This is a genomic window from Roseateles sp. P5_E8, from assembly GCF_054177665.1.
The window spans coordinates 1-14188 of sequence record NZ_JBGCUM010000031.1; the positions used below are offsets into that span (position 1 = coordinate 1).

The following is a 14188-nucleotide window of genomic DNA, read 5'->3' on the forward strand; positions in this document are numbered from 1 at the left end:
GGGCGGTGACGGCCTGACGCTGCGCGTCCAGCCGCGCCTGTTCGCGAGGCAGCCAAGCGGCACCGACGACGGCCGCCAGCGTCAGCAGGGCCGCCACCGCGGCGGGCCAGCCGAGGCGGCGGGCTTGGATGATCCAGCGCCTCATCGTGCGGCTCCCATGCGGCGCACCACCTCGAAGCGCAGCCGGCCCGCGTCGGCCGGCGGCTCGGGGCGCTGCAGGCGCGTCAGCACCACCTCCTCGCCCGGCGCGGCATGCATGGCCAGGCGGTCGACGAGGCGGGTGACCGCGTCGGCGTCGCCTGCGTCGCCTTCCAGGCGCAGGGCCTGGCGATCCAGATCCATGGCCGCGAGCTGCAGGCCGGGTGGCAGGGCGCGTTCGACGTCGCTCCACAGCGCGGACCAGTCGGTGTCGAGCTGCCGGGCTGCGGCCCAGGCGCGGCCGCGGGCGGCGGGGTTGGGCGGCCTGGCCTTGGTGACAGCGGCGGGGCGGGCGATGCGGTCGAGCACGGCGGCTTGCTCGGCCAGGCGCTGGGCTTCCTCGTGCTGACTCCTCGCCTGGAGGGCGACGAGCACGCAGGCCGCGGCAGCCGTGGCCGCCCAGACCCATATCAGCGACCTGGCGCGCGAGGGTTGGGCGATGAAGTCGGGCTCGGCCTCGCCACCGGGCGCAGCGAGCAGGTCCTTCGCATGCACGACGTGTGCGCCGTGCAGCTCGCGCAGCAGTTCGTCGTCGACATGGCGCTCCTGCAGCTCGACGAGGCGGCCGTCGCGCCGGCGCAGCCAGGTCAGCAGACCGCCGTCGATGACAGCCCAGTCGCCGTCCTTGGCGGGGGCCGCAGCCCAGCTCGGCCGCAGCGAGACGATGCGCACGCGGTGCGTGGCGGCCGTCGTGTGCAGCGCGGCCAGGTCGCCGTCGGCCCAGGCGCAGGCGCCGCGCGGCCAGGCCGTCAGCAACCACTGCTGCGCCGCCGGGCCGAAGTAATGCGTGAACTGCAACCGCGCATAGCCGAGCAGGGCGGTCTCGTCGGCCACGGGCAGGTCCTCGGGCACGAGCAGGCTGTGCATGCGGTCAGGCCCGGCCAGCAGCGCCACGCGCGCGCCGGCATGTGCCGCGCACCAGTCGGAGAAGGCGGGCCAGGTCTTGCCTTGCGCGTCGACCGCCGTCCCGTCGGCCGTGAGCAGCAGCCGGTCAGTCCGCGAGCGTGACACGTTCGAGCTCCTCCAGCGTCGAGTCGCCGCGCAGCACCAGCGCCACGGCCGCGTCGCGCAGCGAGCGCATGCCGCGACCACGCGCCATCTCCTTGATACGGCCCAGTGGCGCGCGGCTGGCGATCAGGTCGCGCAGCTCGTCGTCCAGCCACAGCAACTCGCTCACCGCGCGGCGGCCCTTGTAGCCGGTGCCGCGGCAGTGCGTGCAACCCTTGCCGTGCAGCAGCTGGGCGTTCTCGGGCAGGCCGTGGTCGCGCAGTTGTTCGGGCGTGGTTGTCAGCGGTTGCCGGCAGTGCGTGCAGTTGATGCGCATCAACCGCTGCGCGAGCACACCGTTCAACGCGGAGACGACGTTGTAGAGGTCCAGCCCCATGTGCATGAAGCGCCCCACCACGTCAAAGGCGTTGTTGGCGTGCACGGTGCTGAAGACGAGGTGGCCGGTGAGGGCCGCCTGCACGGCGATCTGCGCCGTCTCGGCGTCGCGGATCTCGCCCACCATGACGCGGTCCGGGTCGTGGCGCAGCACCGAGCGCAGGCCGCGCGCGAACGTCAGCCCTTTCTTCTCGTTGACGGGGATCTGCACGACGCCGGGCAGCTGGTACTCCACCGGGTCCTCGATCGTGATGATCTTGTCGCGCCCCGTGTTGACCTCGCTGATCGCTGCGTAGAGCGTCGTCGTCTTGCCCGAGCCGGTCGGGCCGGTCACGAGCAGCATGCCGTGGGGCTGGCGGGCCAGCGCGCGGATCTGTGCACGCGCCTCGGGCTCGAAACCCAGCGCATCCAGCGTCAGCGCACCTTGCGCCTCGACCTGGGCGCGGTCCAGCACGCGGATGACGGCGTCCTCGCCGAACACGCTGGGCATGATGGACAGGCGAAAGTCCACCTCGCGGCCCTGCATGCGCAGCTTGAAGCGGCCGTCCTGCGGCAGCCGGCGCTCGCCGATGTCCAGCTCGGCCATGACCTTCAGGCGCGACACCAACTGCTCGGCGGCCTGCACGCCGTCGATCTGCTTCACGTCCAGCATGACGCCGTCGATCCGGCTGCGTATCCGCATGCCGCGCAGCTGGCACTCGAAGTGGATGTCGCTGGCGCCGTCCTGCAGCGCGTCGTACAGCGTCGCGTCGAGCAGGCGCACGACGGGGCTGGCCTGCTCGGCGAGGTTCAGCGCCGACAGCTCCTGCGCGGCCTCGGCATGCACGCCGTCGCCAAAGCTCTCGGCCATGGAGCCGAGCGCCCGGTAGTCGGCCTCGCCTGCCTCCAGCAGCGCATCCACCTCGGCCGCTTCGCACGGCCACCACAGCACCGGCTTCTTGAGCCGCGACTCGATGCGCAGGCGCAGCAGTGGCTCCAGCGGGCGGTCGGCCAGCAGCGCCAGGCGGCCTCTTGCGGATGTGGCCATTACGGCGCGCCAGCGCTGGGCATCGGCGTGGGGCCAGGGCTCGAACGTCAGCGTCCACGGCGCGTCGGACGCGGGCAGGCGTTCCAGCACGTCGGGCGAGATGTCGACGTGGGCGTTCATTGCACCTGGTCCACCAGTTGAAAGATCGGCAGGTACATCAGCACGACGACCGTGCCGATGACCAGACCCATGATCAGCATCAGCGCCGGGTTGACGAGGCGGGTGACAAGGTCGGACAGGCGGCTCAGCTCCTCGTCGTAGAACCCCGCTGCCTGCGCGAGCATCGCGCCCAACTCCCCGCTGTGCTCACCCACGCGCAGCATTCGCAGCGACACCGGTGTGGTCAGGCCCTCGCGTTGCAACGAGCCCGACAAGCGCCCGCCCACTTTCACGGACTCTGTCGCCCGGTCCAGCGCCGCCCGCAGATGCGCAGCGGCCACGCCGCGCGCGTTGACCAAAGCAGGCACCACCGGCACGCCCGCCAGCAGCAGCATGGCCAGGCAGCGGTACAGCTGCGCCAGCGCCAGCAGATGCAGCTTCGGTCCGACCAGCGGCAGCTTCCACAGCCGCGCCTGCACCGCCTCGCGCAGGCCACGCTGCCAGGCCAGCACGGGCAGGGCGATGAGGCCAGCCGCGATCAGCAGCAGCGCCATCGGGTGCGCACCGCTGAAGGCGCCGACAGCAATCAGGAGGCGTGACGCCAGCGGCAGGTTGCCGCCCACGCCATCCAGCAGGCCCGCGAAGCGAGGCACGACGAACACCAGCAGGAACAGCACGACCGCCGTGCCCGCGGTGATCAGCATGGCCGGGTAGATGGCCGCGGCCACCAGCTTGCCGCGCAGCTGCTCCACCCAGGCCAGATAGCTGGCCTGCTCGAACAAGGCCTGCTCGACCTGGCCGCTGCGCTCGCTGGCTTCGACCACCGCAACGAAGAGCCCATCAAATGCCTGCGGCTGTGACGCCAGCGCGGCAGAGAAGGATTCGCCCCGCTGGATGCGCTCGACGACGCCGGCCAGCGCGGCGCTGACGGCCGGCGGGTTGTCCTGCGACTGCAGCGTCTGCAGCGCCTCCAGCAGCGGGATGCCGGCGCGCAGCAGCACGGCGAGCTGCTGCGCAAACTGCCGGCGCGGAAAGCGGCCGCTGCGGGCCTTCGGCAAGACCTGGCCCGCGACCGGTTGCACCGCCAGCAGCGAAGCCGGCGACAGGCCCAGCACGGCCGCCACGCCGCTCGCGTCCGCCGCCTGCACGCGCGCCTGCACCGGCTGGCGCCGGGCATCGAGGTAGCGGACGTCGAACTCGGCCATGGCAGCGGTTACCAGGACGTGAGGTCCGCGTCTTCACCCTCGCCACCCGGGCGGCCATCCTTGCCGAAGCTCAGCAGGTCGTACTCGCCGTGCTCGCCCGGCGAGCGGTATTGGTAGTCGTTGCCCCAGGGGTCTTTCGGCAGCGCCTTGGCCAGATACGGCCCGGCCCACTTGGGCTCGTCGGCCGGCTTGGCCACCAGCACGGCCAGGCCCTGCTCGGTGCTCGGGTAGCGGCCCACGTCCAGGCGGTACTGATCCAGCGATTTCTGCAGCGCATCGATCTGCGCCTTGGTCGCCTTGACCTCGCTCTTGCCGATCTGGCCAAAGAACTTCGGCCCGACATAGCCCGCCAGCAGGCCGATGATGACCATGACGACGAGCAGTTCCAGCAGCGTGAAGCCGCGGTGGTGATGAAGGCGAGGTGAGGAGGTCATGGTCCGAACGGGTCAGGGCGGCGCAGCTTAGGAAGCCGCAGTGACCGCGTCATGAATGACGAATGAATGACGGTGTCCGTAGTCCTTTGGGCTCATGTCATGGCCCCTTCACCGCAGCTCCCTATGGTTGCGGCGCGATGAAGACCCTGCCTGCACTCACCCCCCCGCCCCGCCCCGCCTCGCGGGCCTTTCGTTTCAACCAGTTCGTGGCCGCCGCGACGGTGGCCGGCGTCGCCGTCACGGCCGTGGGCCTGGCCACGCGGCTGGAGCCAGCGATGGCCTCCTCCGCTGCAACGACGACGCTGATCGTCAAGCTCGCCGACGCAAGCCGCGACAGCGCCGCGCAGCAAACCGAGCTCGGCCGCGTGCTGGCCGATGCCGGCCTGCCGCTAACAGCCGACAGGCCTCTGGGCTCGGGCTGGTGGCGCCTGCAGGCGCMGACCGACACCAAGGGCCACGCCGCCTGGCTGGCCACACTGCGTGCCGACCGCCGCCTGGCACACGCGATGAAGGACCTGCGCGAGCAGCGCGCAGCCGTGCCCACCGACACGCTGTTCCGTGCCACCGACCCCGCGAATGCCCAGTGGTGGCTGGACGACCAGAGCGACACGACCAACGCCGGTGCCGCCAACTTCAGCAAGGCCTGGGACACGACCAAGGGCTCGGCCGCGCCTGTCGTCGCCGTGCTGGACTCGGGCATCACCTCGCATGCCGACCTCAACGCCAACCTGCTGACGGGCTACAACTTCGTCAGCAAACCCGAGTACGCCAACAACGGCGGCACAGGTCGCAGCGCCGGCGCCAACGACCCGGGCGATGCGCTGACCCAGGCTGAACTCAACGGCAACACGGCTTTGTGGGACGGCTGCATCGTCAACCCGAAAAGCAGCTGGCACGGTAGCTTGGTGGCCGGCCAATTGGGTGCCGTGACGAACAACGCCGCCGGCGTGGCGGGCATCAACTGGAACGCGCGCATCCTGCCGGTGCGGGTGTCGGGCAAGTGCGGCGCTTCGGTCGCCGACATGGTGGACGGCATGCGCTGGGCGGCTGGCCTGTCGGTGGCCGGCGCGCCGGCCAACCCGACGCCGGCCAAGGTCCTCGTCATCGGCTTTGCCGGCGTGACGGGCGCGTCCTGCAGCGTCAGCGATGCGGACCTCAACATCGCCGCCGCGGCCAGGCTGTATGCCGACGCCATCACCGAGCTGCGCAACCTCGGCGTGCTGGTCGTTGCGGCGGCGGGCAACCAGCGCGGCGGCGTGGGCCGCCCAGGCAACTGCGCGGGTGTCTTTGCCGTGGCGGCCTCCAACCGCCAGGGCTTCAAGGCGATCTACTCGAACTTCGGCACCGAGGTGCAGCTCGCCGTGCCGGGCGGTGACGCCAACAACGGCGGCACCTGCGACACCGATCTGGCCGACACCGGCATCGTCTCGACGACAAACACCGGTACCACAGGGCCGTCGGCCGCCGGCTATGGCGCCGTCAGCGGCACCAGCTTTGCTGCGCCCCAGGTGGCCGGCGCAGCCGCGCTGATGTGGGCTGCCAACCCGGCGCTGACCTTGGCCCAGGTCGAGGCCGGCCTGAAGGCCAGTGCGCGGCCGCATGTGACGGCGTACGCACTGGGCTATTGCACCTCGCTGAACAAAAACCGCTGCACCCTGAACGGCGCGACCGGCGGCTTCGGTCTGCTGGACGCGGCCGAGGCTGTGAAGTACGCGCTGACGCCTGCGGGCTACACCGCGCCGACACGCAGCTCGCTGGGCCTGCAGAGCACGGCGCTGAGCCGCTGCGGCACGCTGCAGGGCAGCACGGCGATCCCGGTGCCGGCACCCTCACCGGCGCCGACGCCGAGCCCAACGCCCGCCCCAGCCCCTACCCCCAGTCCGGCCCCAGGGCCTGCTCCGGCAGCGTCCGGCGGCGGCGGAACATCGTCGCCGGTCTGGTTGATTGGCCTGGTAGGTGCGGCAGCTGGTCTGCGGCGGCGAGACAAAAATCTAGGGACGCGCTGATTGATGGCCAAGTTGCGTGCTCAGGGACCGGCCGGCGCACGGCACGCGGCGATGCGACTTGGATTCGATGCTGATCAGCGGCCGCGCGTCTGTCTTTTGGACCGTTTGCGGCGCCGTCGGGCCGCTCAAGACGCACCTCGGGCATGTAGGTCAAGGGGACCTGGCAGCGTGTTGGCGTCGAACCGAAAACTGACCAGGCGGGGATGCAGGCGATTTCTTGGACTACCTGGAGGTAGTTGATGTATTCATACGAAGACCGGCTTCGAGCCGTGCAGCTGTACATCAAGCTGGGCAAGCACATTGGCTCGACCATCCGGCAACTGGGCTATCCGACGAAGAACGCGCTCAAGACCTGGTACCGCGAGTACGAGCAGCGACACGACCTTCCCGCCGGCTACGCACGGCGGCCGAAGTTTTCCCAGGCTCAGAAGGAACGGGCCGTCGAGCACTACCTCGAGCAGGCCGCTGCATCGCGTCGACGATCAGGCCACCGGGCTATCCCTCGAAGTCATTTCTGTCAGCGTGGGTGCCTTCTGCGGCCGCTGCAACGTGGAACAACAGGTTTGCGGCACACCGGCTGCTTCAACTTTGAGTTGGTCCCAGACGGTCGTGGAATGCAGTAGCGGTCGCTCGGTAGGACCGGGGTAAGCGGCCAGGAAAGGTATGTTGATATTGGACCGCATCAGCGACCGCAGTCAGCCTTCCGAGGTTCGATGAGTTTCCGCTATGGGCACAACGCTGCCATTTGCGGCGCTGCATCGAACCAGGGACGGTGGCCAGGGGCTTCGACCGGCCTTGGTACCCGGAAGCAGCCGTTGTAGGCGGCCGACCCGCTCTCGGTAAGAAGCGGCCGCCGGCCGGGTTCTCAAATTTCCGTCTGCTCGGAAATCTGAGGGAGCCTACGGCGGCCGCCCCTTCCCAAGGTAGGCGGCTATCTGCCCGCAGCGGCCGCATCTCGGAATAGGGCCCGGTGAGAGGTTCCGGCCAGAAGCGGCACCGACATCCGCGGCTCCTGACGGTTGACGTTCGAGAGGCTGGCCAACATCTCTTGCTTGTGCTTTCAGCCCAATCCACCGACCGCAAAGCCTCGATCCGCGTCCCAAAGGGCGCCTGACGCCACAAACGTTGAGATCTGAGCCTCGGACAGAATGGACCGCATGCCAGCCAGAAGCGCCTCACGAATTCGACGTTCAGGTGAGTGCAAGTCGAGCCCTTCGTCGTTCCTGGCGCGATCTGCGCAACCTACCAACTGCAGCGCCAGACGGCCGTCACCTCGTTTCAATGCCAGCAAGGCTAGCGGCATCAGCATGCCGTTGGCCGAACCCAGGCAGCGCACCAGCAGATCGCGCCCCTGGCGGATTGCGGCTTCTGCCTCTGCCAGGTTGCCTCGCTCGAGCAAGGCCGGCACCATGTGCTGAAACGCGTTGAAGGCTTCTTCTGGGCGACGCAACTCGGTCGCCACAACAATGGCCCGCCGGCAAGACTTGATGGCATCGTCTACAAGACCCAGGGCAAACTCGGTATCGGCCAGATTGCCCAGCGCAGCGATCTCCCCCACACCGCCTGCCTGGTGCGCCAGCGCCACGCTGCGCAGGCCCGCTTCACGGCAAGCCTCATCGCGTCCCGCCTGGTCGTGACACCACTCCAAGGCGGCCTGTCGCCGGCGTCGCAATACGGGCGACCAATCCGGCGCCTCCAACTGCTCGGCTTCATGCAGCAGCGCAATCGACTCGTCGTCGCCGACCACCGCGCGCGGCGCACCACCGAGCGCGCACAGAGCGCGGTACAGGCCCACCCGGTCGCCGACCTCGCGGAACCCCTTCAGCGCCAGCGGCGCATCGATGGCCCACTCGGCCGCCGGGCGCAAGCGCGTTCTGGCCAGCAGCTGATGTGCCAGGCGCAGGCGCGCGGCGAGCGCGACGGGCACATCGTCACCCAGGCATCCGCGCGCCAGTCTGCAAAATCGCAAGCCTTCGCCGAACGAATCCACTTCGCTCCACAGCCAATCCCCATAGGCAGCCAACGTGATCGCCAGAAGCCGGACGACGTGCGGCTCCACCGTGGCAGTAGCGGACGGATGGGCGATGAGGTCGGCCAGCCACCGCATGGCCGCGCGCAGGTTGTCCAACTCGGCGGCCATCCGGGCCACCACGACATCGAAACGCCTTTCGTGGACCACCAGATCGTCATACGAGTGCAAAAGCTCGCCCAGGGCCTTCGCATGGCGAAGACGCAGAGCGTCGAGCTCGTCGGCCTGTTCTAGCTGCGCCAGCGCGAACACCCGCGCCGGTTCGAGCAACCTGTAACGGGGATGGCGCGGGTCGTGCCCCGTTTCGGTCATCACGAGCGACTTGTCGATCAGTGCGCCGAGGTAGTCCAGCACCGACTCGGGCGTGAGGTCGGCGTCGACCAGTACGCGATGGGCCAGGTCCAGCGAAAAGCCGCCTGAAAACACACCCAGGCGGCGCCAGACGATCTGCTCGTCCCGGCTCAACAGCGCGTGGCTCCACGTGAGGGCCGCACGAATCGTCTGCTGGCGCGGCGGGCCGCGACCACGTTGAGCGCCCAGAGCGCCCAGGCGTTCGTCCAGGCGCTGCTGGAGGCCGTACACGCCAAGCAAAGGCAGGCGCGCTGCCGCCAGTTCAATGGCCAGAGGCAGCCCGTCGACGCGCCGGCAGATGTCAACAACGGCTGGGAGCACATCTGGCGTCAGGAAAAAAAACCTGTCTACAGCCTGGGCGCGCGCCACAAACAGCTGCACTGCCCCACTTTGAGTTGCCGCCTCTGAGCGGGCGTCGTCGTCAGCGGGGTCTATGGCCGATGGCACATCGAGCGGAGCCAGGCGAAAGACTTGTTCGTCCGCAACATGCAAGGGTTCCTGGGACGTGGCCAGGACCCGCGCATGCAGGGCGCGTTGGCGAAGAACATCGACGAGTGCTGCTACCGAGTCGAGCACATGCTCACAGTTGTCCAGCACCAGGAGCAGCTCGCGTCCCCGCAACGCTGCTGCAATCGTCTGTGCATGGCGGCCTACCGCGGCGGGCTCGAGCGGCAAAACGATCCCCAGCGCCTGCGCCACCGCCGCCATCGCCTGCCCGCCGTCGGTCAGCACCGACAGGTCGGCCACGTAGACGCCGTCGGCGAAGTCAGCGTTGCAGGTCTGTGCCACCGCCAACGCCAGCCGGGTCTTGCCGATGCCGCCCGGGCCGACGACCGTCACGACAGCATGCACGAGCACCCGTTCGCGCAGTTCGGACAGCTCGGCATTCCGGCCGATGAGTGGCGCGCCCGCAGGCACTCGCATCGTACGCGCCTGTGCATCGTCGCGGCCGCGATCATGACCCGTCGAGGGATCGCCGTCAGGCGACAGCGTGAACAGGTAGCCACGACCCGGCACTGTGGCGATGGCCTGCGGCCCGAACAGCTTGCGAAGCGTCGAGATGTGCTGCTGCAGGTTGTTTTCCTCGACGACCAGCCCCGGCCACACGAGGTCGAACAGTTCCGCCTTGCTGACCACTGCACCACGGCGCTGAACCAGCACCAGCAACAAGTCGGTCGCGCGCGGACCGAGACGGACGGGGGCGCCGTCGTGCAGTAGCACGCAGCGGGCGAGGTCGAGCCTGAAGCGGCCGAATTGAAGTTCGGAGTCGTCCATGACGACCGACGAGTGTGACAGAGCGCAGGGGACGACTACCCCTGCGGCACCCCCTAGTCACCCCTCGCGATTCAGGCGAAATTCAGGGCGACGGCAAGGACCTGAAGCGGCTTCCGCGGTGAGCATGGGTGCCTTGACATCGGCACTTTCTGGAAGGTCATGAATCTTCAAGACTCCGCGGGACTGGTGGTCAGCGGCAGCACGCCCGCTGCGCTGGACCATTTCGAAACAGCCCTTCATCAGCTGCGCTGCTTCATCGGCGACCCGGTCGCCGGTGTCACTGCGGCGCTCCAAGCCAGCCCCGAGATGGCGATGGGCCACCTGCTGCATGCCTACCTGCATCTCCTCGGGACGGAGCCCGCAGGCATGGGCGTGGCGCGCGAGTCGCATCGGCGCGCGCTGGCTCTGCCGATGTCCGAGCGCGAGCGGGGCCACCTGGTCGCGGTGGGCCACCTGGTGCGCGGGCGCTGGGCAGACGCCGGGCGCACGCTGGAAGACCTCAGCATCGACCACCCGCTGGACGCGCTGGCACTCCAGGCGGGCCACCAGATGGACTTCTTTCGCGGTGACTCGCGGATGCTGCACGACCGCATCGCCCGCGCGCTGCCGCACTGGGGCAGCGGCACGACGGGGTTCCATGCTGTGCTCGGCATGATGGCCTTCGGGCTTGAGGAGACCGGGCGCTTCGATCGTGCGGAAGCGCTGGGCCGTCGCTGCGTCGAGATCCAACCGCTCGACGGCTGGGGCCAGCATGCCGTGGCCCACGTGCTGGAAATGCAGGGTCGGCGAACGGAAGGCATCGAATGGATGCGTGGCAACGTCTCGGCCTGGGGCGAGAACAGTTTCATTGCCGTGCACAACTGGTGGCATCTGGCGCTGTACCACCTCGATCTGGACCAGATTGACGAAGTGCTGGCGCTTATCGACGGTCCCATCTGCGGCGCTGCGTCCAGCGTGGTGCTTGACATGGTCGACGCCTCGTCGCTGCTGTGGCGCCTGCACCTGCGCGGCATCGATGTTAGCGACCGTTGGCGGGCGCTGGCGGACCGCTGGGAGCCGCTGTCAACTGCAGCGAACTACGCTTTCAACGACATGCACGCAATGATGGCGTTCGCCGCCACCGGACGCACGATGAACGCTCACTTGCTGCTCGAAGCCCAGAACGGCGCCACGGAACGCGATGACGACAACGCCGGTTTCTCGTTCGAGGTAGGCCAGAACGCAACGCGTGCGATCAAGGCATTCGGCGATGGCCGCTACGAGCAGGTCGTCCAGTTGCTGAGGCCGGTGCGTCACGTGGCGCACCGCTTGGGCGGCAGCCACGCACAGAGGGACGTGATCGAACAAACCCTGATCGAGGCGGCTCGGCGTGCTGGCATGACTCGGCTGTTCGAGGCGCTGGGGCACGAACGCGCCAGCGCGAAGCAATTTCCGCCACGTGGCGCGGCAGCGGCCGTGAGCCATATGAACTTCATAGGAAAGCAAGCATGATGACCGAAGGACGTTCAGCCACCCTCTTTGTCGCTGCTGTGTTCGCGACGCTTGGAGCGATGTGCACAGCCCGTGCAGCGCCGACCATCGTCAACGGAGGATTCGAAAACGGGTTCGCTGGATGGACGCGCGTGGATCAACTTGGCGGCGATGGCACGTTTCAAATCCAGACGGGCACGGCCAGCCCCCTTAATGGCGAGCTCGTGCCTGCACCGCCAGAAGGCTCCTACGCTGCGATGACTGACTCATTCGGGCCAGGCGCGCATGTGCTGTATCAGGACTTCATGGCTTCGGCTTCCAGTGCTGCGCTCAGCTTTCAGGTGTTCATCGGCAATCGCGCCGATCGTTTCGTTGTGCCAGCCACGCTTGACTTCTCGACACCTGCCCTTAACCAGCAGGCGCGAGTCGATGTCTTGCGCGCAGGGGCGGATCCATTCAGCGTCGCTGCTGCAGACATTCTGCTCAGTCTCTACGCCTCCGAGCTCAACGGCCCTCTGATGCAGGGCTACTTCGCCATCATGTCGGACATCAGCGCTCTTTTGGCCGAGCAGAACGGACAACTGCTGCGCCTGCGCTTTGCGGAAACGGACAACGTCGGACCGTTTCAGTTCGGTGTCGATGACGTCCGTATAACCGCCGCGCCAACCGCGCTCCCGGAACCTTCGTCGGCATTGTTGGCCGCTCTTGCGTTGGTGACCTTGGGCGGCACGCGGCTGCGCCGCCGCTGACTCACGCTTCAGGAATTTAGGCTGGCGTGGCGCTGCACGCTCGTGCAGCACGACTGTCCTTCACAAGCGCGCCGCCTCTGTCGAGTATTGGCGCTCACGTCACAGGAGACCTGTCCGATGAAGCACCACTCACCCTACCGTTCCGGCGCGACGCATATTTGGCCGTCCCTGTCCACGTACGTTTGCGCGGCCGCAGTCTGCACCGTACCGCTGACGGCGCAAGCGGATGCGATCCCGGCCGCAATGCTTGACCCGACGCTGCAGGTCACGGTAGCGCTGAGCAGCGGCATTTCACAGCCAATCGGCATCGTGTTCCTTGGATCAGTCAACGACTATCTGGTGCTGGAGAAGGCGTCCGGTCAGGTCAAGCGCGTGATCGGCGGCGTTTTGCAGGCGTCCCCCGTCCTCGATCTGGCAGTGAACTCGAGCTCCGAGCGAGGCCTGCTCAGCATGGTGTTGCACCCGAACTTTCCGGGCACCCCATACGCCTATGTTCGATGGACCGAGAGTTCGAGTGGAGTAGACACCACGGCCGTCAGCCAGGTGCCCTTGCTGGGCAATCGGGTCGACCGCTTCATCTGGAATGGCATCAGCTTTACCCAGGACATCAACGTCGTGCGCCTGCGTGCCCGCCAGACAGACAACGTCGATGTGCCGGGGCATCCTGGCACCGCCAACCCTAGCGAGAACGGCAATCACAACGGCGGCGTGATGCGCTTTGGGCCCGACGGCAAGCTGTACCTGTTCATGGGCGATCAGGGCAGGCGCGGCTGGATGCAAAACCTGCCGAACGGCCCGTTCCTCACGGCCCCGCTGGCCGATGACACGTTTGGCGGCCCAGCGCCCGACAACGCGCACCTGTCAGGCGTCATATTGCGGCTCAACGACGACGGCTCGACGCCTGCTGACAACCCATTCTTTGCCACCGGCGCTGCAATAGGTGGGGAGGTGGGCGGCAACCTTCAGAAGGTCTTTTCGTACGGACACCGCAACGGTTTTGGCATGGCCTTTGATCCAGYGGMGGGTTCGCTGTGGGAGTCAGAGAACGCAGACGATGCCTATGCCGAACTGAACCGCGTAATTCCGGGGATGAATGGTGGCTGGGTGCAGTTCGCTGGACCGGCCGCACGAGTACCTGATTGGAAGCAGATAGAGACTACGCAGTTTGGCAGCAGCCTGCAGCAGCTGCGCTACCCGCCGACGCGTGCCGCCTACAACGCAACCGGGGCTCTGTCGCGTTTGTACATGCTGCCAGGCGCCGTCTACAAAGACCCGGAGTTCAGCTGGCGCTACGAAATCGGGCCATCTGGCGCAACGTTCGTCAAAGGCAGCGGGCTTGGAACTTCCTACGACGGCACGCTGTGGATCGGCTCGGCTCGTAGCCAAGCGCAAGTGGGTGGCAACGRTGGCAGCCTGTATCGCATCCGCCTCACCGCCGATCGCTTGAACGTCGACGTGAGCGCAGACGCCAGGCTCGCCGACCGTGTAGCGGACAACCTTTTCCGCGCGCAGAAGTTCGACGGCAGCGAGAGCGAGACGCTAAAGATCGGAGAGGGCTTCGGAACGACGCCAAGCATCGAGCAAGGACCGGACGGCAATCTGTATGTCGTTTCAATTACCGACAACACGATTTACCGGATCAGCCGAGTGCGCTGAGCAGCGTGGCCGCGACGTAGCGTCCATGCACGCCAGCCTGTCGCCACCGACTGGCATATCTGATCCGACCAGGCGCTCGGCCCTACCGGTCTGACCGAGCCAACGCGAACTGCTCGTTCCTGTACCGTGGGTCTCAGCTGGGCAACCCGGAGTCGCTTTTCGACTACGTGAGATTCTGCATGCAGCCCGCGCGCAGCACGTTGGATGAAGGCACCGAAGGCACGGCGATGCTGAAGCGCTACCCCCTAGCAGGTGTCGGCTCAAGGGAGGCCCGTGGCGACTTTTCGGCCTGCCGACAGCTCCACG

At 67.6% G+C, this 14188-nt stretch carries 9 protein-coding genes and 1 pseudogene; 5 read left to right on the top strand and 5 right to left on the bottom strand.

Annotated features, from left to right (window positions below):
* Positions 1-141 precede the first annotated feature (141 nt).
* The 4 genes from ACXRVZ_RS17635 to gspG are packed head-to-tail and all read right to left on the bottom strand — an operon-like array spanning position 142 to position 4346.
* The gene (locus ACXRVZ_RS17635) at positions 142-1209 is read right to left on the bottom strand and encodes a hypothetical protein (RefSeq protein ID WP_457423978.1); all 1068 of its coding nucleotides are present in this window, start codon (positions 1207-1209) and stop codon (positions 142-144) included.
* Positions 1190-2728 carry a GspE/PulE family protein gene (locus ACXRVZ_RS17640; protein ID WP_457423976.1) on the bottom strand — a complete coding sequence of 513 codons (1539 nt, stop codon included), beginning with the start codon at positions 2726-2728 and terminating at the stop codon, positions 1190-1192. Before ACXRVZ_RS17640 ends, ACXRVZ_RS17635 begins: the two co-directional genes overlap by 20 nt.
* The gene (locus tag ACXRVZ_RS17645) at positions 2725-3912 is read right to left on the bottom strand and encodes a type II secretion system F family protein (RefSeq protein WP_457423974.1); all 1188 of its coding nucleotides are present in this window, start codon (positions 3910-3912) and stop codon (positions 2725-2727) included. The genes ACXRVZ_RS17640 and ACXRVZ_RS17645 overlap by 4 nt, the downstream gene beginning before the upstream one ends.
* Before the next feature lie 8 nt (positions 3913-3920).
* Positions 3921-4346 carry a type II secretion system major pseudopilin GspG gene (gspG, locus tag ACXRVZ_RS17650; protein ID WP_457423972.1) on the bottom strand — a complete coding sequence of 142 codons (426 nt, stop codon included), beginning with the start codon at positions 4344-4346 and terminating at the stop codon, positions 3921-3923.
* A gap of 137 nt (positions 4347-4483) precedes the next feature.
* Here gspG and ACXRVZ_RS17655 point away from each other — a divergent pair, with 137 nt between their 5' ends.
* Complete coding sequence (locus ACXRVZ_RS17655; protein ID WP_458232643.1) at positions 4484-6352, top strand: S8 family serine peptidase; 1869 nt, start codon at positions 4484-4486, stop codon at positions 6350-6352.
* 239 nt (positions 6353-6591) lie between these two features.
* Positions 6592-6881: pseudogene (locus ACXRVZ_RS17660) on the top strand (IS3 family transposase); the annotation flags it as partial.
* Between the two features lie 531 nt (positions 6882-7412).
* On the opposite strand, the gene ACXRVZ_RS17665 reads toward ACXRVZ_RS17660, so the two are convergent.
* Positions 7413-10007 carry an ATP-binding protein gene (locus tag ACXRVZ_RS17665; protein WP_457423968.1) on the bottom strand — a complete coding sequence of 865 codons (2595 nt, stop codon included), beginning with the start codon at positions 10005-10007 and terminating at the stop codon, positions 7413-7415.
* A 159-nt stretch (positions 10008-10166) separates the two neighbouring features.
* On the opposite strand from ACXRVZ_RS17665, the gene ACXRVZ_RS17670 reads away from it, so the two are divergent.
* The 3 genes from ACXRVZ_RS17670 (at position 10167) to ACXRVZ_RS17680 (ending at position 13882) form a co-directional block, all read left to right on the top strand.
* A complete protein-coding gene (locus tag ACXRVZ_RS17670) occupies positions 10167-11498 on the top strand; it encodes a tetratricopeptide repeat protein (protein ID WP_457423966.1) in 1332 nt (443 codons plus the stop codon).
* Positions 11495-12226 (top strand): hypothetical protein, encoded by a 732-nt coding sequence (locus ACXRVZ_RS17675; RefSeq protein ID WP_457423964.1) that lies wholly within the window; start codon positions 11495-11497, stop codon positions 12224-12226. The genes ACXRVZ_RS17670 and ACXRVZ_RS17675 overlap by 4 nt, the downstream gene beginning before the upstream one ends.
* A gap of 117 nt (positions 12227-12343) precedes the next feature.
* Positions 12344-13882: a PQQ-dependent sugar dehydrogenase gene (locus ACXRVZ_RS17680; protein WP_458232644.1), complete on the top strand. Its 1539-nt coding sequence runs from the start codon at positions 12344-12346 to the stop codon at positions 13880-13882.
* Positions 13883-14188: the final 306 nt, after the last annotated feature.

What these genes read in the sequence shown, in the direction of transcription:
- ACXRVZ_RS17675 (WP_457423964.1), top strand. Translation starts at nt 11,495, where the DNA reads ATGATGACCGAAGGACGTTCAGCCACCCTCTTTGTCGCTGCTGTGTTC.
- ACXRVZ_RS17670 (WP_457423966.1), top strand. Translation starts at nt 10,167, where the DNA reads ATGAATCTTCAAGACTCCGCGGGACTGGTGGTCAGCGGCAGCACGCCC.
- ACXRVZ_RS17665 (WP_457423968.1), bottom strand. Translation starts at nt 10,007, where the DNA reads ATGGACGACTCCGAACTTCAATTCGGCCGCTTCAGGCTCGACCTCGCC.
- ACXRVZ_RS17645 (WP_457423974.1), bottom strand. Translation starts at nt 3,912, where the DNA reads ATGGCCGAGTTCGACGTCCGCTACCTCGATGCCCGGCGCCAGCCGGTG.
- ACXRVZ_RS17640 (WP_457423976.1), bottom strand. Translation starts at nt 2,728, where the DNA reads ATGAACGCCCACGTCGACATCTCGCCCGACGTGCTGGAACGCCTGCCC.
- gspG (WP_457423972.1), bottom strand. Translation starts at nt 4,346, where the DNA reads ATGACCTCCTCACCTCGCCTTCATCACCACCGCGGCTTCACGCTGCTG.